This window comes from Nitrosomonas sp., from assembly GCF_040240425.1.
Taxonomy (GTDB): Bacteria; Pseudomonadota; Gammaproteobacteria; order Burkholderiales; family Nitrosomonadaceae; genus Nitrosomonas.
On record NZ_QPHG01000006.1, the window covers coordinates 19,560 to 42,181 of the forward strand.

At 50.4% G+C, this 22,622-nt stretch carries 15 protein-coding genes; 12 read left to right on the plus strand and 3 right to left on the minus strand.

Annotated elements, in window-relative coordinates; all coding sequences use genetic code 11:
- Position 1: 1 nt before the first annotated feature.
- Complete coding sequence (locus DU481_RS03265; RefSeq protein WP_350132535.1) at positions 2-496, minus strand: PH domain-containing protein; 495 nt, start codon at positions 494-496, stop codon at positions 2-4.
- A 427-nt stretch (positions 497-923) separates the two neighbouring features.
- Here DU481_RS03265 and carA point away from each other — a divergent pair, with 427 nt between their 5' ends.
- Genes carA through greA form a run of 3 tightly spaced genes read left to right on the plus strand, consistent with a single transcriptional unit; the run spans position 924 to position 5,851 of the window.
- Positions 924-2,078 (plus strand): glutamine-hydrolyzing carbamoyl-phosphate synthase small subunit, encoded by a 1,155-nt coding sequence (gene carA, locus DU481_RS03270; RefSeq protein ID WP_350132537.1) that lies wholly within the window; start codon positions 924-926, stop codon positions 2,076-2,078.
- Positions 2,079-2,105: 27 nt separating this feature from the next.
- Complete coding sequence (carB, locus tag DU481_RS03275; RefSeq protein ID WP_350132540.1) at positions 2,106-5,315, plus strand: carbamoyl-phosphate synthase large subunit; 3,210 nt, start codon at positions 2,106-2,108, stop codon at positions 5,313-5,315.
- Positions 5,316-5,374: 59 nt separating this feature from the next.
- Positions 5,375-5,851: a transcription elongation factor GreA gene (gene greA / locus DU481_RS03280; RefSeq protein ID WP_090315591.1), complete on the plus strand. Its 477-nt coding sequence runs from the start codon at positions 5,375-5,377 to the stop codon at positions 5,849-5,851.
- 12 nt (positions 5,852-5,863) lie between these two features.
- Here greA and yhbY read toward each other — a convergent pair whose 3' ends face one another.
- Positions 5,864-6,217 (minus strand): ribosome assembly RNA-binding protein YhbY, encoded by a 354-nt coding sequence (yhbY, locus tag DU481_RS03285; RefSeq protein WP_107802652.1) that lies wholly within the window; start codon positions 6,215-6,217, stop codon positions 5,864-5,866.
- Between the two features lie 30 nt (positions 6,218-6,247).
- Here yhbY and DU481_RS03290 point away from each other — a divergent pair, with 30 nt between their 5' ends.
- The 6 genes from DU481_RS03290 (at position 6,248) to cysG (ending at position 14,057) form a co-directional block, all read left to right on the plus strand.
- The gene (locus tag DU481_RS03290; RefSeq protein WP_350132544.1) at positions 6,248-6,865 is read left to right on the plus strand and encodes an RlmE family RNA methyltransferase; all 618 of its coding nucleotides are present in this window, start codon (positions 6,248-6,250) and stop codon (positions 6,863-6,865) included.
- Between the two features lie 173 nt (positions 6,866-7,038).
- Entirely contained in the window at positions 7,039-8,961 is a 1,923-nt protein-coding gene (ftsH, locus tag DU481_RS03295) for an ATP-dependent zinc metalloprotease FtsH (protein WP_350132547.1), read from the plus strand.
- Positions 8,962-9,089: 128 nt separating this feature from the next.
- The gene (gene folP / locus DU481_RS03300; protein ID WP_350132713.1) at positions 9,090-9,905 is read left to right on the plus strand and encodes a dihydropteroate synthase; all 816 of its coding nucleotides are present in this window, start codon (positions 9,090-9,092) and stop codon (positions 9,903-9,905) included.
- A 14-nt stretch (positions 9,906-9,919) separates the two neighbouring features.
- Complete coding sequence (glmM, locus tag DU481_RS03305; protein WP_350132550.1) at positions 9,920-11,281, plus strand: phosphoglucosamine mutase; 1,362 nt, start codon at positions 9,920-9,922, stop codon at positions 11,279-11,281.
- Between the two features lie 180 nt (positions 11,282-11,461).
- Complete coding sequence (locus DU481_RS03310) at positions 11,462-12,457, plus strand: PstS family phosphate ABC transporter substrate-binding protein (protein ID WP_350132553.1); 996 nt, start codon at positions 11,462-11,464, stop codon at positions 12,455-12,457.
- Positions 12,458-12,605: 148 nt separating this feature from the next.
- Positions 12,606-14,057 (plus strand): siroheme synthase CysG, encoded by a 1,452-nt coding sequence (gene cysG / locus DU481_RS03315; protein ID WP_350132555.1) that lies wholly within the window; start codon positions 12,606-12,608, stop codon positions 14,055-14,057.
- Positions 14,058-14,080: 23 nt separating this feature from the next.
- Here the strand turns inward: cysG and nadC are convergent, their stop codons facing one another.
- Positions 14,081-14,935: a carboxylating nicotinate-nucleotide diphosphorylase gene (gene nadC / locus DU481_RS03320; protein ID WP_350132557.1), complete on the minus strand. Its 855-nt coding sequence runs from the start codon at positions 14,933-14,935 to the stop codon at positions 14,081-14,083.
- 108 nt (positions 14,936-15,043) lie between these two features.
- Between nadC and DU481_RS03325 the strand changes: the two genes are divergently transcribed.
- From DU481_RS03325 to clpB, 3 genes are all read left to right on the plus strand, one after another.
- Positions 15,044-16,531 carry an FMN-binding glutamate synthase family protein gene (locus tag DU481_RS03325; protein WP_107802636.1) on the plus strand — a complete coding sequence of 496 codons (1,488 nt, stop codon included), beginning with the start codon at positions 15,044-15,046 and terminating at the stop codon, positions 16,529-16,531.
- A gap of 169 nt (positions 16,532-16,700) precedes the next feature.
- The gene (locus DU481_RS03330; RefSeq protein ID WP_350132560.1) at positions 16,701-19,853 is read left to right on the plus strand and encodes a sensor domain-containing protein; all 3,153 of its coding nucleotides are present in this window, start codon (positions 16,701-16,703) and stop codon (positions 19,851-19,853) included.
- A gap of 65 nt (positions 19,854-19,918) precedes the next feature.
- A complete protein-coding gene (gene clpB / locus DU481_RS03335; RefSeq protein ID WP_350132563.1) occupies positions 19,919-22,522 on the plus strand; it encodes an ATP-dependent chaperone ClpB in 2,604 nt (867 codons plus the stop codon).
- Positions 22,523-22,622 lie beyond the last annotated feature (100 nt).

Genomic DNA, 22,622 nt, shown 5'->3' on the forward strand with positions numbered 1-22,622 from the left:
CCTATGGATTGTTCCGGTTTATTTTGTTTTTCCTAGCCTTTTTTCTGGAATCTTTAGCAGCAGCTTTTGTTCCATTCCGCTGAGCGCTACCGATCAATTTTTCCTTACCCAATTTCTGTATGAATTTTTCTTTATCGACCGGCGAGACGATAATGACTTTATCTTCTCCGTAGGTAATTTGAAGGCGATCGAACGACAAAGCCGGGCTTGTCGCCGCGATCTGGGTTTCCTGCAGGGATACGATCGATTGAATGGGGATATTCCATGTAAATGGACCGCTGATGATCTTGAGATCATCGCCACTGACGATATACCGGGTCGAAACATAGATCCAAATGGGGAAGCCAGCACCCGCAATCAATACAATCGCCGCAAACACATAATTGGTTATTCCGCCGATCATCAGCGGGACGGATGCACCCATCAAGCAGGCGGAGACGGATAGCAATAAACAAACCAGTACCCAGTTATCGATTTTAGACTTGAAGACATGCATGATTATTCGTTCTTAAAATATTGATTCGATGAAGCGCACAAAACTTGCTTGGTTTTGATCGCAATGAATGGTCGCACTACAAAAATACCAGCCAAGAAAAATGGGCAAATTTTGCCCTATTATCGTTTTAAAAACAAAACTTGCGCCACCATTACTTTAAAAAGCCCGAGTGACGATCGCTGCATTGATGATCAATGCAAACAAACGCAAGGAAACCGGAACTTACTTTCCTCCTTCCAACAGTGAATGCGCAACCCGGTCACCCGATTATCCGGAATGTATGAACAACTTTGTAGCATGCGAAACCGCGCACATACATACAAAAATAAACCTTTTTCACGTATAATTCCGTCTTCAATAGCTGGGGCATTTCAATGAATAACCCCGGTCCATTTTCCAGATCTTGTCAGTTTCCAAGGAGTTTTTTGTGTCACAACGACCGCACGCCATCCTCGCACTTGCCGATGGAACAATTTTTCGTGGCGTGTCTATTGGCATTGAAGGCATTAATACCGGCGAAGTGGCGTTCAATACGGCGATGACCGGTTATCAGGAAATCTTGACCGATCCGTCGTATTGCCAGCAAATCATCACGCTGACTTATCCGCATATTGGCAACACCGGCACCAATCCGGAAGATTTTGAATCCGGTAACATCGATAAAGTGTATGCCGCCGGATTAGTGATCCGTGATTTGCCGCTCATGGCCAGCAGTTTTCGTAAAACCCGCACATTACCGGAGTTTCTCCAGGAACAGAATGTCGTCGCCATCGCCGAAATCGATACGCGCAAATTGACGCGGATTTTGCGCGAAAAAGGTGCGCAAGCCGGTTGCATCATGGCGGGCGATATCGACGAGGAAAAAGCATTGCACGCTGCCCGGGCATTCCCCGGACTAGCCGGGATGGATCTCGCCAAAGTGGTGAGCTGCCGCCAGCCGTATACCTGGACAGAAGGCGAATGGTCGCTCGAATCCGGTTTACGGACTCAGGACAATCCCAGATTTCACGTCGCCGCTTTTGATTTCGGCATCAAACGCACGATTCTGCGCAAACTGGCGCAGCGCGGCTGCAAGGTGACGGTATTTCCGGCGCAAACCCCGGCTGAGGAGATTCTGAAGGCACAACCTGATGGCATTTTTCTGTCCAATGGCCCCGGTGATCCGGAACCGTGCGATTACGCCATCTCCGCCACGCAAGCGTTGCTACAAAAAAATATCCCGTTGTTCGGCATTTGCCTGGGCCATCAATTGCTCGGTTTAGCCAGTGGCGCGCGCACCATTAAAATGAAATTCGGTCATCATGGCGCCAACCATCCGGTGCAGGATGTGGCCAATGGCAAGGTGATTATTACCAGCCAGAATCACGGTTTCGCCGTCGATATCGATACATTGCCCGCGATCGCGCGGATCACGCATGTGTCACTTTTCGACGGAAGTCTGCAAGGATTCGAGTTAACCGATAAACCGGCCTTTTGTTTTCAGGGTCACCCGGAAGCAAGCCCAGGGCCGCATGAAGCGGATTATTTGTTTGATAAATTCATCACCATGATGCAGCGCTATAAAAGCCAGCACTCCCAATAATTACGCCATGTTCATCCGCTAGAGAGTATGCCTAAACGTATCGACATTCAGTCCATTCTCATCATCGGCGCTGGCCCGATCATTATCGGCCAAGCCTGTGAGTTTGATTATTCCGGCGTACAAGCCTGTAAGGCCTTACGTGAAGAAGGCTATCGCATCATTCTGGTGAATTCGAATCCCGCCACCATCATGACCGATCCGGAAATGGCCGATGCCACCTATATCGAGCCAATTACCTGGACCATGATTGAGAAAATCATCGCGATCGAACGGCCGCAAGCACTACTGCCCACGATGGGCGGACAAACGGCGTTGAACTGCGCGCTCGATCTGGTCAAACACGGTGTGCTGGAAAAATACGGCGTCGAACTCATCGGCGCTTCGCGCGAAGCCATCGACATGGCCGAAGACCGGGAAAAATTCAAACAGGCAATGACCCGTATTGGCTTAGGCTCGGCACGCTCCGCGGTTGCCCACAGCCTGGAAGAAGCCATGCAGGTTCAAGCGATGCTGGGTTATCCGGCCATTATCCGCCCTTCGTTCACCATGGGTGGCAGCGGCGGCGGCATTGCCTACAATCGCGAAGAGTTTCTGGATATCTGCGAACGCGGATTGAAAACCTCTCCCACCAAGGAATTGCTGATCGAAGAATCCGTGATCGGTTGGAAAGAGTTTGAAATGGAAGTGGTGCGCGATAAAAACGATAATTGCATCATTGTCTGTTCGATCGAAAATCTCGACCCGATGGGCGTGCATACCGGCGATTCGATTACCGTTGCACCAGCGCAAACACTCACCGACAAAGAATATCAACTGATGCGTAATGCATCGATCGCGGTATTGCGCGAAATCGGCGTGGAAACCGGCGGCTCCAATGTGCAGTTTGCCATTAATCCGGACGACGGCCGTATGCTGGTGATCGAAATGAACCCGCGCGTGTCCCGCTCATCCGCACTGGCGTCGAAAGCGACTGGCTTTCCCATCGCCAAAATTGCCGCCAAGCTGGCCGTCGGTTACACGCTGAACGAGCTGGGTAACGATATTACCGGCGGCATTACCCCGGCTTCCTTTGAGCCCACCATTGATTATGTCGTCACCAAAGTGCCGCGGTTTGCTTTTGAAAAATTTCCGCAAACCAATGACCGCTTAACCACACAAATGAAATCGGTCGGTGAAGTGATGGCAATCGGCCGCACGTTCCAGGAATCCCTGCAAAAAGCACTGCGCGGATTGGAAACGGGAGTTGACGGTCTGGACGAAAAAACCGACAACCTGGAAACCATCCACACCGAGTTGGCCAATCCCGGCCCCGAGCGGATCTGGTTTATCGCCGATGCGTTCCGCTGCCATTTGTCACTGGATGAAGTGCATCAGTTGACACACATCGATCTCTGGTTTTTGGCGCAAATCGAAGATTTAGTCAAACAGGAACAAGCATTAACCGGTACGGCGCTGGAAGCTCTGGATTATCTGGCGCTGCGGAAATTGAAACGCAGCGGTTTTTCCGACCGGCGCCTGGCCAAACTGCTCAATACCGGACAAACCGCAGTCCGTTCGCGCCGCCATCAATTCAATCTGCACCCGGTCTATAAACGTGTCGATACCTGCGCGGCTGAGTTCGCGACCAGTACGGCGTACATGTACTCCACTTATGAAGATGAGTGTGAGTCCCGCCCAACCGGTAAAAAGAAGGTCATGGTGCTGGGCGGCGGTCCTAATCGCATCGGGCAAGGCATCGAGTTCGATTATTGCTGTGTGCATGCGGCTCTGGCGCTACGCGAAGACGGTTTTGAAACCATCATGGTCAATTGCAACCCGGAAACGGTTTCGACCGACTACGACACATCGGATCGTCTATATTTTGAACCGCTGACACTGGAAGACGTGCTCGAAATCGTTGCGGTGGAAAAACCCGATGGCGTGATCGTACAGTATGGCGGGCAAACACCGCTTAAACTTGCACGCGATCTGGAAGCCAACGGTGTGCCGATTATCGGCACCAGCCCGGATATGATCGATTGCGCGGAAGATCGCGAACGCTTTCAGCAAATGCTGCAACAACTGGGATTGCGGCAACCACCCAATCGCACCGCACGCAATCCGGAAGCCGCCCTGATCGCCGCCGAGGAAATCGGCTATCCGCTAGTGGTACGGCCCAGCTACGTATTGGGCGGCCGCGCGATGGAGATCGTGCATGAAAAAGCCGATCTGGAACGTTACATGCGTGAAGCGGTTAAAGTTTCCAACGATTCCCCGGTGTTACTGGACCATTTTCTAACCAATGCCACAGAAGTGGATGTCGATGCCATTTACGACGGAGAAACCGTGCTGATTGGCGGCATCATGGAACATATCGAGCAGGCTGGTGTTCATTCGGGTGATTCCGCGTGTTCGCTGCCGACTTTCAATTTATCACCGGAAACCCTGGATGAGCTACGGCGTCAAACCGCCGATATGGCGCGGGCGCTGCATGTTGTCGGACTGATGAACGTACAGTTCGCGATTCAGGACGATACGGTATACGTCCTCGAAGTCAACCCGAGGGCATCTCGCACGGTGCCTTTCATTTCCAAGGCAACCGGTCTGCAGCTGGCCAAAATTGCAGCGCGCTGCATGACGGGTAATAGTCTGATTGCTCAGAACATTACCGAAGAAGTGATACCGGCGTATTATTCGGTCAAAGAAGCGGTTTTCCCCTTCATCAAACTTCCCGGTGTGGATACGATACTGGGACCGGAAATGAAGTCGACCGGCGAAGTCATGGGAATGGGCGCCACTTTCGCCGAGGCGTTTATCAAATCTCAATTGGCAACCGATGTCCGCTTACCTGAATCGGGTAAAATTTTTATCAGTGTGCGGCAATCCGACAAACCACATGCGATTGAAATCGCACGCAACCTGGCCGGACTCGGCTTCACCCTTTATGCTACGCGCGGCACTGCCGCCGCCATAACCGAAGCGGGAATCGACGTTATCATCGTTAATAAAGTAGCGGAAGGCCGTCCGCATATCGTCGATATGATCAAAAATGGGGAAATTAACCTAATCATCAATACCGTAAAGAATCAAAGCAGCGCGATAAAGGATTCGTATTCGATCCGCCGCGCCGCGCTTCAGGCGAAAGTAACTTACTATACGACGCTAGCGGGAGCGCGTGCGGCCTGTGTCGGCATTACCAACAGACGCGAACTGCAAGCGTATAATCTGCAGAAATTGCATGTACAACTTAAGGCATAAGCAATTAACTTTTCTTGATTATTAAGAAACAGAATGAAAATGAAAGGCAAACAACCACAATGAGCACGATCCCTTTAACAGTAGCCGGAGCGGAAGCGCTACGCAAAGAATTACACGAAATGAAAACCGTACATCGCCCCGCAGTCATTGCGGCGATTGCAGAAGCGCGTTCGCACGGCGATCTGTCCGAAAATGCCGAATATGATGCTGCTAAGGAAAAACAAGGGTTTATTGAAGGCCGTATTGCCGAGCTGGAAAGCAAACTCTCCAGCGCTCAGATCATTAATCCCGCACTGATTAACGCCGACGGTGCTTGTGTTTTCGGCGCCACTGTTGAACTAGAAGATTTGCAAAGCGGTGATACGGTCACCTATCAAATCGTCGGTGACGACGAAGCCAACATCAAAAATGGAAAAATTTCCATCAGCTCCCCCATTTCACGCGCTCTAATCGGCAAATATGCAGGCGATATCGCCGAAGTTCAGGCACCCGGCGGAATACGTGAATACGAAATATTGGATGTTAAATACATTTGATGCCGCTAAAACTCAATTCTGATAACTACGTTTGGTACGAAAAGGCTCGCGTTTCTTTTTCTGGGAAGGACGCGCGGATTTTTTATCGGCCTCTTCCGGCTTGGGACGGTAAATAACAAAAGTTTTCCCAATATGCTGCACCGGTGCGGCACTCAGCTTCTCACAGATTTCTTCAAATAGCGTATTCCTGGCGATCCGATCATCGACTTGAACCTTAACCTTAATCAGTTCATGACTTGTAAGCCCGCGCTCCAATTCTTCGATAACCGTGACCGACAACCCCGACTTCCCAATCATGACAACCGGATTGAGCGCGTGTGCTTGCGCTTTCAATTCGCGCCGTTGAGCAATTGTTAGTGTTAACATAAATTCTCTTTAAACGTATTATTTTACTTGATGAAACGGGCTAAAACCAGCAAAGCTTGGATGAAAGAACATGTTAATGATTTTTTCGTCAAGCAATCCAAGAAAGAAGGTTATCGTTCTCGCGCCGCTTACAAGCTGCTTGAGATCGCCGAACGGGATCATCTATTTAAATCCGGTATGATTGTTGTCGATTTAGGTGCTGCACCCGGCAGCTGGTCGCAAGTCGCCAGCCAGAAAGTAGGCCAGAAAGGAAAAGTAATTGCATTGGATATTCTGGAAATGGCGCCTTTGCCCGGTGTGGCATTTATTCAGGATGATTTTAGAGAAGAACGTGCTCTGTTTGAATTAAGAAAACATCTGGAGGAGCGGCAGCCGGATCTTGTCATTTCAGACATGGCGCCCAATATGAGTGGTATTGTAGTCAGCGATCAGGCCAGAAGTATGTACTTGGCTGAACTGGCGCTGGCATTCTCGATGGAACAACTGAACTATGGCGGAAATTTCCTAGTCAAAGTTTTTCAAGGCAGGGATTTTGAGCAGTTTCATCGCGACATGTGCACCGGATTTAAAAGCGTTGTGGTACGAAAACCAGAAGCCTCACGTGATCGCAGCAACGAATTATATTTATTAGGACTCGGAAAAAAGTAACACCGGAAGCCGCTGAGAAATGAATGGATCCCCCCAGTGATTAAGACAAATGTAAAGAGTAGGATGATAGTTTGATAGCAAATTTCTATAACATGAACTGTTCTGTTCTATTTGACAAAATAGAGTTAGAATGTCCAATCAATGATTTTTAAGGTGCAAACCAAGGAGCTATCTTGAATAACTTAATTAAAAACATGGCCATTTGGCTGGTAATTGCACTTGTGTTGATGACCGTATTTAACCAATTCAGCGTACGTCAACCGACGCAAGTACCAATGGAATATTCTCAATTCATTTCTGAATTGAATCAAGGCAGAATTGCCAAAGTTGTCATTGAAGGCCGTACCCTGAAAGGTACGAAATCCGATGGCAGACGCTTTACAACCTATGCACCATCTGATCCATGGATGGTCAGTGATTTACTCAAAGCTGGCGTCATTGTCGAAGCTAAGCCAGAAGAAGAACCATCTATGCTGATGAGTATTTTCATCTCATGGTTCCCAATGCTATTACTGATTGCAGTATGGATTTTCTTCATGCGGCAAATGCAAGGTGGCGGCCGTAATGGCGGCGCATTCTCGTTCGGTAAAAGCAAAGCGCGCATGTTAGATAAATCAGCCAACACAGTGACTTTCAACGATGTCGCAGGTTGCGAGGAAGCAAAGGAAGAAGTAGCAGAGCTGGTTGAATTCCTGCGCGACCCATCCAAATTCCAGAAACTTGGCGGACGAATCCCGCGCGGCGTTTTGATGGTAGGCAGCCCAGGTACTGGTAAAACATTGCTGGCGCGAGCCATCGCAGGAGAAGCTGGAGTACCTTTCTTCAGCATTTCCGGTTCGGATTTCGTTGAAATGTTTGTCGGTGTGGGCGCATCCCGTGTGCGTGACATGTTCGAGCAAGCTAAAAAACATGCGCCCTGCATTATCTTCATTGACGAGATTGATGCAGTTGGCCGTCAACGCGGTGCCGGACTAGGTGGCGGGAACGATGAACGCGAACAAACGCTCAACCAATTGCTGGTGGAAATGGACGGTTTTGAAGGTGCCATGGGCGTGATCGTAATCGCAGCAACGAACCGTCCTGACGTATTGGATCCTGCATTGTTACGTCCTGGCCGTTTTGACCGTCAAGTAACGGTACCGTTACCGGACATTCGTGGGCGCGAACAAATTCTGCATGTACATATGCGCAAAGTACCGCTTTCACCCGATGTCAAAGCGGATATTCTGGCGCGTGGCACTCCCGGTATGTCGGGCGCTGATCTGGCCAATCTGGTCAATGAAGCAGCGTTGTTTGCCGCACGCAGCAACAAGCGGCTGGTTGACATGGAAGACTTTGAACGCGCCAAAGACAAAATTTTCATGGGCGCGGAACGCCGCTCGATGGTCATGCCGGAGCACGAACGCCGCAATACCGCTTACCATGAATCGGGGCATGCGGTAGTGGCTCAGTTGCTGCCGAAAACCGATCCAGTGCACAAAGTGACGATTATTCCGCGTGGCCGCGCATTGGGTGTCACGATGCAATTGCCAACGGAAGACCGTTTCAGCATGGAACGGGAAGAAATTCTGCAAAGAATTTCCGTGATGTTTGGTGGCCGTATTGCTGAGGAAGTTTTCATGCATCAAATGACTACCGGCGCATCCAATGACTTTGAGCGTGCTACCGAATTGGCGCGGCAAATGGTTACCCAGTGGGGGATGTCTGACGTACTTGGACCGATGGTTTATGGTGAAAATGAAGGCGAGGTTTTTCTCGGCCGTTCAGTAACCACGCATAAAAATATGAGTGAAAAAACGATGCAAGCCGTTGATGCGGAAGTTCGCCGCATTGTGGATGAACAGTATGCGATTGCTCGTAAACTCATTGAAGAAAACAAAGACAAGATTGAAGCAATGACACAAGCATTGCTGGAATGGGAAACGATCGATAGTGATCAAATCAACGATATTATGGACGGCCGTCCACCACGTCCACCCAAACCGCCTCAATCAATGTCTTCCACAGCGGCAAGCGAAGAACCATCTACTGCGGTTAAAACGGATGAGCCCAAGGAACCCGCAGCACCGCAAGAAATAGCTAAAGAAGCAGACTAATCATCTGCGATCCAAATAAACGGGATACGACCATAAAATCGTATCCCGTTTTCACTTTTACAATTCCTTAACGCATAGTGTCTTCATTACAGCAAAACCCTATTCTCTCAAGCAGCCGCCCGTTGATCATGGGCATCATCAACGTAACGCCGGACTCTTTCTCGGATGGCGGATTGTATTTATCAACGCAGCAAGCCATTGCGCATGCCAGGAATCTGATCGATGAGGGCGCCGACATCCTGGACATCGGTGGAGAATCAACGCGCCCGGGGAGTCAGCAAGTCAGCACCGGAGAAGAGTTAAAGCGCGTTATCCCTGTGCTGGAAGCGCTTGCCGATACCGGAATTTCTATATCGATCGATACTTCAAAGCCCGAAGTGATGAAACACGCCATAGCCGCGGGCGCTTTCATGATCAATGACGTGAATGCGCTACGCAGCCCCGGCGCATTGGAAGCCGTCGCACAAAGCGATCATGTGCAGCTTTGCTTAATGCATATGCAAGGCACACCGCAGACGATGCAAGCAAACCCGCAATACCAGAATATCGTTCATGAAGTGAACGATTTCCTGCAACAACGCATCCAGGCAGCAGCCGCAGCCGGTATAGCGGAAAACCGGCTAGTTATCGACCCAGGCTTCGGCTTTGGCAAAACACTGCACCATAACTTCACCCTGTTAAACCAGCTGGATCAATTGACTACGCTTGGCGTTCCATTGTTAGCAGGCTTATCGCGCAAATCCATGCTCGGGGCGATTACCGGAAACAACGTAGATCACCGCATTCATGAAAGTATCGCGGCAGCCTTGCTAGCAGTAACCAAAGGTGCCAAAATTGTACGTGTGCACGATGTCAAAGCAACCAGGGAAGCACTTGCGATCTACAATGCCATGAAAAATTGTGCTGCACAGGAAATCAACTTAACCGCGTCGAATCGCAACTGACAACACCACTCAAATTGACTAAAAAATATTTTGGAACAGATGGTATCCGCGGGCGTGTCGGCAAAGAACCCATCACGCCGGATTTTATTCTGCATCTAGGCTACTCCGCCGGCAAAGTTCTCGCTGCTGCGGACTGGCATCTAATGCAAGGCAAACGTCCAACCGTTCTGATCGGTAAGGATACCCGGGTATCGGGTTATATGCTGGAATCCGCTTTGGAAGCAGGCTTATGCGCCGCCGGTGTGGATGTCATTCTATCCGGGCCGATGCCGACCCCGGCCATCGCGTACCTGATTCGCGCCTTGCGGCTGCAAGCCGGAATCGTGATTTCGGCTTCGCACAATCTATTCGAGGATAACGGCGTCAAATTCTTTTCTGCCGAAGGAAGAAAACTGCCGGACGAAATAGAGCATAAAATCGAAAGCGGCATCCATGCACCGATCGAAACCAAACCTTCCGCGCAATTAGGAAAAGTACAGCGTATTGACGATGCCGCTGGACGTTATATCGAATTTTGCAAAAGTACTTTCCCTTATCACCTTGATTTGCGCGGACTACGTATCGTCGTCGATTGCGCACATGGCGCCACTTATCATATCGCCGGTCACGTCATGCACGAATTGGGTGCAGACGTCGTCACCATTGGCGTACAGCCCAATGGACTGAATATCAACCTGGAGTGCGGCGCAACGCATTGCGCGACGTTGCAAAAAGCTGTCAAACAGCACCACGCCGACTTAGGGATTGCGTTGGATGGCGACGGCGACCGGCTCATGATGGTCGACAAAAATGGTCGGATTTATGATGGCGATCAATTGATTTATATTATCGCCAAACACCGCCAGCAGAATAAAATGCTGACCGGCGGAGTTGCCGGTACCTTGATGACCAATCTCGCGATCGAAGCGCAATTCAAAAAAATGAATATTCCATTTCTTCGCGCAAATGTTGGTGACCGCTACGTGTTGGAGGCATTGCAAGAGAAAGGATGGCAGCTCGGTGGTGAAAATTCCGGACATATCATCTGCATGGATAAGCATACGACAGGCGACGGCATTATTTCCGCTCTGCAAGTGCTGTATGCATTACGCGATACGAATAAAACTCTGGCCGAGTTCCTGCGCGGCGTCTCGCTTTACCCGCAACGCTTGATCAACGTAAAAACTCCCAAACCGTTTAACTTCAGCGCCAATAAAGCGATCCAAGCCGTACGCGAAGAAGCCGAAACCGATCTGAATGACAAAGGGCGCGTGCTGATTCGCGCATCGGGCACGGAACCGCTGATCCGTGTCATGGTGGAAGGTGAATCGAAGCATAAAATCAACCACTGGGCCGAGCGCATCGCTGCAACCATACAGACGGCCAGCAATTCTTGATACAGGCGTTATTTTTACCGGCAGATTTTTTACAAACATTCGCAAAAAATCAACACACGCGCATCGGCCTTAAGACAAAAAAAGTATTGTCATAATCCTGTAACAATTCTGAAATAAGATACCGCACCGGTTGCACAATCTTTCATGACCATTTTATTGACTCACCTGGAGAACATATTCATGTTGACCTCGTTTAACTTCAGAACATTCCTAGCGGCTACACTGCTGAGCGCGTCCGCTATTACAACAGCAATCGCCAGTCCAATCGTAAAGATTGACGGCTCCAGCACGGTTTTCCCCATTACCGAAGCGGTTGCGGAAGACTTCCAGATCGCCAAGCGCGGTGCGGTTCGTGTCACTGTCGGCATCTCCGGAACCGGCGGTGGATTCAAAAAATTCTGCCGCAATGAAATCGATATCGTCAATGCTTCGCGCCCCATCACTGAATTGGAAATGGAAGCCTGCAAGCAAGCGGGTGTGCAATATATCGAAATGCCGATCGCATTTGATGCTCTGACCGTCGTTGTTAATCCCAAAAATACCTGGAGCAAAACCATCACTGTCGAGGAACTGAAAAAAATCTGGGAACCCGGTGCGCAAGGTAAAATCACCAACTGGAATCAGATCAATCCCGAATGGCCGGACAAAAAGATCAAGCTCTACGGTCCAGGTGCGGATTCCGGCACATTTGAGTATTTCACCGAAGCCGTCGTCGGCAAAGCCAAATCAAGCCGCGGCGATTTCACTGCTTCTGAAGATGACAACGTACTAGTACAAGGTGTCGCCAGCGACATTTACGCGCTAGGATTCTTCGGTTTCGCGTATTACATCGAAAATAGTAAAAAAATCAGCGCCGTCGCGATCGACAACGGCAACGGCGGCGTGCTGCCATCCGCTGCAACGGTTGAAAATAATAGCTATAAACCATTATCGCGCCCGATATTCATCTACATTAACGCCAAGTCCACCGAAAAACCCGAAATTCAGGAATTTGTTAATTTTTATATGCAAAATGCCGCGGCGCTGGTGACGGAAGTCAAATATTTCCCGCTCTCAAAAGAAGTCTATAACCTCAACATCGAGCATCTGAACAAGAAGAAAGTAGGCACTGTGTTCAAAGGAACCGGAACGAACATCAAGCTGGAAGATATACTTAAACTGGAATCCAGCTTATAGCCTTCATCCGGTAAAAACTTCTACACGGATATCGCTGTAGAAAATAGCCGCAACTCAAGGAAGCGCTGATTAACCCATAAGCCGGTATTTGGCTTAGAATTGATCAGCGCTTCCTTATTATTGGGATTAAAGAACTCGTCGAAACATCATGGACTTTCTACCGGTCTTCCTCAACATCAAAAACAAAGCTTGCCTAGTCGTCGGCGGCGGCGAGGTCGCCACGCGCAAGGTTATGCTTTTGCTTCAGACCGGTGCGCATGTTTCGGTGGTATCGCCAGAGCTGAGTAGCGCATTAAATGAATTCCACGCGCAAGGCAAAATCAATCACCACGCTGAATTCTTTCAGTCCGGACATCTGGAAGATATCGTTTTAGTCATTGCCGCCACCGACGACCGCGACACCAACCAGCAAGTTTCCGCAGCCGCGCAGCAGCAGCGGATTCCGGTCAATGTAGTCGACAATCCCGATCTTTGCACGTTTATCATGCCGTCCATCGTTGACCGTTCACCGTTGCTCATCGCCATCTCCAGCGGCGGGCAATCGCCCGTTCTGGCGAGACTTTTGCGCGCGCAACTGGAAACCATGATACCGGCCGCTTACGGGCACCTCGCCGCAATGGCGGGAAAATTCCGCGAACGAGTTAAACAACAGTTCACACACCCGGAGAAGCGGCGGGTTTTCTGGGAAAAGACACTGCAAGGCCGTTTCAGCGAAATGGTGTTGGCGGGAAAAGACGAAGCTGCACAGGATTATTTATTGCAATCCTTGCAGCAGGAAAAAGACAAACCGCCGCAAGGCGAGGTTTATCTGGTCGGTGCCGGGCCGGGAAATCTCGACTTACTGACGTTCCGCGCCATGCGCCTGATGCAGCAAGCCGATGTCGTGGTTTACGACCGTCTGGTTTCACCCGCGATTCTGGACATGGTGCGCCGCGACGCCGAACGCATTTATGCCGGCAAAGAGCGCAACCGCCATACTTTGCAGCAGGAATCGATCAACCAACTGCTGGTACGGCTGGCGCAGGAAGGCAAACGCGTGCTGCGGCTAAAAGGCGGCGACCCGTTCATTTTCGGCCGCGGTGGCGAAGAAATCGAAACCCTGGCTGCGCACCGCATTCCTTTTCAAGTCGTGCCCGGCATTACCGCCGCATCGGGTGTCGCCGCTTACGCCGGTATTCCGTTGACGCACCGGGATTATGCGCAATCGTGCATTTTTGTCACTGGCCACTTGAAAAATAACAGTATCGATCTCGACTGGCCCCATCTCGCCCGCCCGAATCAGACCATCGTGATTTATATGGGACTCCTGGGTCTGCCCGTGCTATGCCAGCAACTGATCGCGCACGGCCTGCCGGACAGCACACCCGCTGCTATCGTTCAGCAAGGCACCACGCAAAAACAAAGAATTGTGACCGGAACCCTGCAAACACTGCCGGATCTTGCAGAAACCGCTCATTTGACCCCGCCGACCCTGATCATCGTCGGGCAAGTCGTCAAGTTGCATCAGAATCTCGCTTGGTTCGAACCGGCTTCGGAAGCGGAAAATACGCAGGCGCACTTCCTGGCATTGGATCAACCTGCAAAACCATCATCCGACTAACAATCCCGCCCGGCTCGACCGTTTTATTCCGACTCGGCAAAGCGCATCGACAAATCGATCGCTTGAATATTTTTGGTTAAGCCACCAATCGAAATCCGATCCACCCCTGTTTCCGCCACCTGCCGCAGGTTATCCAAGGTAATGTTGCCGGATGCTTCCAATATGACAGATTCCCCCGCTTGCTTGCGAGTCAACGTCACCGCATCCGCTAGCTGATTCAACGTAAAATTATCCAGCAACACCATCCGGGCGCCCGCTGCCAATGCTTCCTGCAATTCTTGCAACGATTCCACTTCGATTTGGATAAATACGCCCGGCGGCGCGATTTCGCGCGCCCTACTTAAAGCCGGTTGAATCCCTCCGGCGGCGATGATGTGGTTCTCCTTGATCAGAATCCCGTCGTACAACCCGATGCGATGATTCACCCCGCCGCCACACGTCACTGCGTATTTCTGCGCCAGCCGCAACCCCGGCAGCGTTTTGCGCGTATCGACAATCACCGCCCGGGTACCGGCGACGGCATCGGCATACCGTTTAGTTTGCGTCGCTACGGCAGACAGCAATTGCAGAAAATTCAGCGCCGAACGCTCCGCCGTCAGCAGCGTGCGAGCATTGCCCTTGATCTTGCATAATTCTTGTCCGGCTTGCGCCGCATCGCCATCCTTGGCAAACCATTCGATCTCGGTGTCCGCCGCCAGTGTCAGAAAACAAGTCTCGAACCATTGCATCCCGCATAGCACCGCATTTTCCCGGCTGACAACCGTTGCGCTCAGTACTTTACCGCTTGGAATCAGCGACGCCGTCAGATCACCGCTGCCGATATCTTCTTGCAGCGCGCGTTGCACATTAGCGCGAATTTCATCGTGTAAATCCAGCATTTTTATCCTCAACCGCCATGAAGCCATGCATTATAGTGCACACAAGTGGTTCACTTCCGCCAATCGAACAGCTAGTATAGCGATTGGCTTGCGAAATAAGGAGAGTATATGTCCAGCGCTTTTGACTTGATCTTTTTCAGTATTGCCGCAATGCTGGGCGTAGCCGCTGTCGGTTTGATCGCCGTTTGGTTCATCCAGGACGTCACGCAGAAAAAGCATTCGATCCTGCGCAATTACCCGGTGATTGGCCGGTTGCGTTATTTTTTCGAAATCCAGGGCAAATACTTCCGGCAATATTTCTTCGCCAACGACCGCGACGAGATGCCGTTCAATCGGGCCACGCGCGGCTGGATTTACAAGAATTCCAAGAATAAGGGCAGTCTGGTCGGCTTCGGTTCAACCAATGATTTACGCCAGCCAGGTTCGATCATTTTCGTCAACGCCGCTTTCCCGATTCAAGAAGAAGATCAGTTGCCCACGCCGTCGTTACGCATCGGCGAAGGCTACTGCGAGCAGCCGTTCGAAGCGAAATCGATCATCAATATCAGCGGCATGAGTTACGGCGCCATTTCCAAACCGGCGGTGCGGGCGTTATCGCTCGGCGCCGCGCAGGCGGGTTGCTGGATGAATACCGGTGAAGGCGGGTTGGCGCCGTATCATTTGGAAGGCGATTGCGATTTGATCATGCAAATCGGCACCGCGAAGTACGGCATCCGCGACGAGCACGGTAATTTCTCAGCGCAGCGCGCGAAAGAGCTCAGCAAAGTCGTCAAAGCCTTCGAGATCAAACTATCGCAAGGCGCAAAACCCGGCAAGGGCGGATTGCTGCCAGCCGGTAAAGTGCATGAAGAAATCGCCTCGATCCGCGGCATTCCGGTCAATCAGGATTCGATCAGCCCGAACCGCCACAAGGACATCAACAACATCGACGAGCTGCTCGATAAAATTCATTACATCCGTGAGCTGACCGGCCGCCCGGTCGGCATCAAAACGGCAATCGGCGGGTGGAATTTCATCAATGAGCTGTGCGACAGTATCAATCGCCGTGGACTCGAATATGCGCCGGACTTTTTGACCATCGACGGCGGCGAAGGCGGCAGCGGCGCGGCACCGCAAACCTTGATGGATCACGTCAGTCTGCCGATTGCGGAAGCCCTGCCACGCGTCGTCGATGCGCTGCTGCAATCCGATCTGAAGAAGCGCATTTATGTGGTGGCAGCCGGAAAACTGGTGACATCCGCAGAAGGGGCCTGGGCGCTCTGCGCCGGTGCCGATTTTGTCAACACCGCACGCGGTTTCATGTTTTCACTTGGGTGCATCCAAGCGATGCGCTGCCATCTGAATACCTGCCCGACCGGCATTACAACGCATGACGAACGGCTGCAAAACGGATTGGTGGTGGAAGAAAAATATCTGCGGGTTGCGAATTACGCCCGGAATGTCAACAAAGAAATCAACATGATTGCCCATTCATGCGGTTTGCGCCATGCGCGGCAATTTAAACGTGAACATGTGCGTATCGTCGAAACGGCGGGCAAAAGCGTAGCGCTGAATATCCTTTATCCTTACCCGGAGCCTAGCAAGAAAAAAATATAGATTCAAAAATCCGCCGGTCATTTTCCGGCCGAGCTGCTGTTTATCGGACGCTAGCCCCAGCCTTAAAGAATTAAAACCCGATTTAAATCCCGCCTCATCATACTGAAAATAAGGGGTAAAAATGCCCTTTAAATAAGACTTAAGTCTATTGTCAGTCCACCGATAATACATGCCTTACGCTGAAACCACACCCACTGACCGGCCAATAGCCATACGACAAAACATGTTTCTTTTTTTCATCAATCAGGACGATAAAAAAATCCGTGTTATCAGCGGATTGACACTGAGTATCCTGATCTTGTCAGCGGGTTTTTCCGTATACAACATCATGCAGCCGCAAACCGAAGCCATGGCCACTTCAGGACTCCGTGCCACTTTAGAAAATACCGTTAGACTGATAGAAAATCAGATCTCGCATTCCCTGGCAAATAGCCGGGCAATATCCGTTAATACGGCTCTGATTGAAAGCTTGGAAAAACTTAACGCCGCTGAATCCCAACACGAAGACATTGCCGTACTACTGAAAACCACGGAAAAAATACTAACCACGTCTTTCTCCGGCATCAAAATCTATGACTCCGGAGACAATCTTATCGTCGATGCAGGCATTAATTCCAGTCACGCGCACCCCGGTATCGAACTGAGCGCCGGTCCCGGCATCCGCACAATGCTATTGTGGCAAGAACAGTTCATTATCCGTAATTCCCTTCCGGTACTGAATGGCGAGAATCACGTCATTGGCCGGATCACAACCGAAGAACACATACCCGGTCTTACGAGGATATTCAAAGAAGCCGTTTTGATCGGTAGAACCGGCGACTTTCTTCTTTGCGCGCCGATCCAAGAAAGTAATCTCGATATGAATTGCTTCGTGCGTGAGCTGGATGGAAGCCAATTTAAACGCATGCAACGCATCATGCACAACAAACCATTACCGGTGCACTTTGCACTTGAAGGACAAAACGGCGTTAGATTTACGAAGGATTACCGGCAAATGGATGTCGTCGCGGCGCATTCGCCCGTGGCCTACGGCCTAGGCGCCGTGCTCAAGATGGATGAAAAAGAACTTTATGGCAATTTCTCCGAGCAAATCAGAACGATCTTATTTTACCTAGCCTTGCTTGTTCTGGCTGGCATGGCGATTGTTTATTGGTTAACCAAGCCACTTATTCACAAAACGATTAAATCGAAAAATGCCTCGATCAAAGCGCATGAGGAATTGCTACAAGCTAAAAACAATGCTGAAAGAATTTCATTGGAGCTGACCGCATATTTAAATGCGATAGGCAAACTCGCCTTAATTTCAATCACGGATCGCACAGGCAACATTATTCAGGTCAACGAAAAGTTTTGCGAGGTCAGCGGCTATACGCAGGAAGAATTGATTGGCAAGAATCATCGTATTCTGAACTCATGCACGCATCCAAAATCATTTTTCGACGAAATGTGGGCCACTATCGTACAAGGTCAAACTTGGCACCGGGAAGTCTGCAATCGCGATAAATCAGGCAAGCTCTACTGGGTTGATTCGACCATCGTACCGCTGGTCAATGTTCACGGAGAAATCGATCGTTACCTAGCTGTGTGGGTGGATATCACCGCACGCAAGCAAAATGATCTGGACTTAAGCGAGCGGCTGAAAGAAAGCAATTGCTTGCATATGGTGCGCAATTATCTGGAACAGGATCAAGATACCGAAAAAACCTGCCAAAGCATATTAAGGTCATTAATACAGGCGCTGCAATTTTCTGACATAGCCGCCGCTACGATTACACTTGGCGGTACGCGGTTCACCACTGCCGGATATCAAGACAGTCTTACTCATACGATAAACGCCGCGATCATCGCTAATGGAGAAGCATGCGGACGATTGGAAGTAGCCTATACGCAGGATATTCCATTCGCCTTACCTTATGAGCAGAATCTTATTGACACGATTGCGCATGATCTGAGCCGCTGGTACGAGCGTAAAGAAGCCGAAAAGCGCATCATCGAAATGGCCACGCACGATGCACTAACCGGCCTGCCCAACCGGCATTTGCTGCAAGATCGCATCGAACAGGCACTGGTTCACGATACACGCAGTCAAAAACAAATGGCGGTGTTATTTATCGATTTGGATCATTTCAAAACCATCAATGACTCGCTCGGTCACGATATCGGTGATCTGCTGCTGCAAGCGGTCGCGGAGAGACTGCTGACTTGCGTGCGCAGCGAAGATACCGTCGCCCGGCAAGGCGGCGATGAATTTATTGTGGTGCTGAATGCGATTGCGGAGTCGCTGGATGCCGCCAAAGTGGCGCAGAAAATTCTCGATGCATTGATTCGCCCCTACTATATCCACAAAAATGAATTACATATCTGCGGCAGCATCGGCATCGCCGTCTTCCCGGACGATGGCGCTAATGCCGAAACATTGCTGAAAAACAGCGATGTGGCCATGTATCATGCCAAGGAAAACGGCCGGAACAACTATCAGTTCTTCACTGATGAACTCAACAAATCAGCTCATGAAAGACATACGCTCGGCCTCGATTTACGTTATGCGTTAGAGCGCAATGAGCTAGTTTTACATTACCAGCCGATCATGGATATGCCGGATCATCAGTTGCACAGTGTCGAAGCGTTGTTGCGCTGGCGGCATCCGCAACACAAGCTGATCGCACCGGATAAATTCATCAATCTGGCGGAAGAAACCGGTTTAATTATTCCGATCGGTGAATGGGTAGTAAAAACGGTGTGCGAACAAATCAACGCCTGGCAAGCGCGAGGCTACCGCATCCCCAAAGTAGCCATTAACCTATCCGCGCGGCAATTCCGTGATAAGGAGTTAATCAATAATATTGCGCGTATCTTGGACGAAACCGGCGTAGCAGCCCACTACATCACGCTGGAAATCACCGAAAGCATGCTGATCGATAATATTGAGAAAGTCGTGGAAACACTCAATTGTCTCAACGCCATGGGCATTCGTATCTCAATTGATGATTTCGGCACCGGCTATTCAAGTCTCAGTTATCTGAAGCGTTTTCCGATTCATACGCTCAAAATCGACCGCACCTTTGTGCGCGACATCGTCACCGACAGAAGCGACCACACCATTGTTGCAACGATCATCGCGATGGCGCACAGCCTGGAAATGGATGTCATCGCAGAAGGCATAGAAACAGAGGAACAGCTCAATCTTTTGCGTGCTCAGCATTGCAATCACTATCAAGGCTATTATTTCAGCAAGCCGGTCACCGCTGCTGAAATCGAGCACATGCTCATTAAACCCGCATCACGCCATAGAAAGATTCACGCCATCCGTTCGGCCGGTTAATCCACTCTTGAAATTTCACACATTTCCCCCACGTAGGCAATAACAACCTACGATGGGAGAATTTAATGCGTTTTGACAAACTAACCACTAAGTTTCAACAAGCCTTCGCGGATGCGCAGAGTATCGCCGTCGGTCAGGATAATCCGGCCATCGAACCACAGCATCTTCTGTTAGCTTTACTGCAACAAGACGATGGCAGTACCGTTTCTTTACTGCAACGCTCCGGTGTCAATACCACGCCGCTGCTGGAGAGCGTCAAACAGAATGTGCAGCGTCTGCCGAAAGTTGAAAACGCAGGCGGGGAAGTCAATATCTCACGCCCCCTGAATAATCTGCTCAATCTGGCGGATAAGGAAGCGCAAAAACGCAATGATCAATTCATCGCTTCAGAAATGTTCCTGCTCGCTTGTTTGCAGGACAAAGGCGAGATCAGCGCACTGCTCAAGCAACACGGCGCCAATGCCGCAGCACTGGAACGCGCCATCAACGCCATTCGTGGCGGCGAACAGGTCAGCAGCGCGGAAGCGGAAAGCAGCCGTGAAGCATTAAAAAAATATACCCTGGACCTTACCGAACGGGCACGCCAAGGCAAACTGGATCCGGTCATCGGCCGCGACGATGAAATCCGCCGGGCAGTACAAGTATTGCAACGGCGCACCAAAAACAATCCGGTGCTGATCGGTGAGCCGGGCGTGGGAAAAACCGCCATCGTTGAAGGCTTGGCGCAGCGCATAGTCAACGGTGAAGTGCCGGAAAGTTTGAAAGACAAACGTGTTCTCTCTTTGGATATGGCCGCCCTGCTGGCCGGCGCCAAGTATCGCGGTGAGTTCGAGGAACGCCTCAAATCGGTACTCAAAGAACTCGCACAAGACGAAGGAAAAACCATTGTCTTCATCGACGAACTGCATACCATGGTGGGTGCCGGTAAAGCGGAAGGCGCGATGGATGCGGGCAACATGTTGAAGCCGGCGTTGGCGCGCGGAGAATTGCACTGTGTCGGTGCGACAACCTTGGATGAATACCGCAAATACATTGAAAAAGACGCTGCACTGGAACGGCGCTTCCAAAAAGTCTTGGTAGAAGAACCGAGTGTGGAAGCCACCATTGCAATCCTGCGCGGCTTACAGGAGAAATACGAAGTGCATCATGGCGTGGATATCACCGATCCCGCTATCGTCGCAGCTGCGGAATTATCCAACCGTTACATTACCGATCGTTTTCTGCCGGACAAAGCAATCGACCTGATCGACGAAGCCGCGGCACGCATCCGCATGGAAATTGACTCCAAACCGGAGGCGCTGGATAAACTGGATCGCCGTTTAATCCAACTCAAGATTGAACGTGAGGCGATCAAAAAAGAAAAAGACGAAGCATCGCAAAAGCGGCTGCAGTTGCTGGAAGAAGAAATAAGACAAAAAGAACGTGAGTATGCCGATCTCGCCGAAATCTGGAAAACCGAAAAATTCCAGGTGCAAGGTTCGCAGCAAATCAAAGAAGAAATGGAAAAAATCAAGCTGGAAATCGAAGCGGCCACCCGCAAAGGCGATTGGCAAAAAGTTTCGGAATTGCAGTATGGACGGCTTCCGCAACTGGAAGCGCAATTGCAATCCCAGCTGAAACAACAGAGTGAAGGCGCTGAACCAGGCGCTGCAAATGCGCCTAAGTTATTGCGCACGCAAGTTGGCGCGGAAGAGATCGCCGAAGTAGTATCGCGCGCGACCGGCATTCCGGTATCGAAAATGATGCAGGGAGAACGTGAAAAACTACTGCTGATGGAACAAAAGCTGCATGACCGCGTGGTCGGACAAGATGAAGCCGTGCGGCTGGTATCGGATGCGATCCGGCGTTCCCGCGCCGGTCTGTCCGATCCCAACCGGCCTTACGGATCATTCCTATTCCTGGGCCCTACCGGCGTGGGCAAGACCGAGTTGTGCAAAGCCTTGGCCGGATTTTTGTTCGACTCGGAAGATCACTTAATCCGCGTCGATATGTCTGAATTCATGGAGAAACATTCGGTCGCACGCCTGATCGGCGCGCCACCGGGCTATGTCGGCTATGAGGAAGGCGGCTACTTAACCGAACTCGTGCGCAGAAAACCGTATGCGGTCATCTTGCTGGATGAAGTGGAGAAAGCGCATCCGGATGTGTTTAATGTGCTGCTGCAAGTACTCGACGATGGACGCATGACCGATGGTCAAGGACGCACGGTCGATTTTAAAAATACCGTGATCGTCATGACATCCAATTTAGGATCGCAAATGATTCAGGAAATGTCCGGGAACGATTATCAAGTTATCAAACAGGCTGTTATGGGTGAGGTGAAAACATACTTCCGCCCGGAATTCATTAATCGCATTGATGAAGTGGTCGTATTCCATGCGCTTGATCAGAGACATATTCAGTCGATTGCGAAGATTCAATTGCAGTACCTTGAAGCAAGATTGGCCAAGCTGGAAATGAAGCTTGAAGTCAGTGATGCAGCATTGTCTTCTATTTCACAAACAGGTTTTGACCCAGTATTTGGCGCACGTCCTCTAAAACGCGCGATCCAGACGCAAATCGAGAACCCGCTCGCCAAAGAGATTCTGGAAGGAAAATTTGTTGCAAAAGATACTATTAAGGTTGATTTCAGCGATGACACGATCCGTTTCACGCGTGTGAGCGGATAACCGCGTGCTATCAGTGAATCCCAAAATAGGATTGGAAATGAACAGCCAGAAAAAATAGACCGGGAGACGTGGTGAATATACTTAAACGCGACGAGATTCG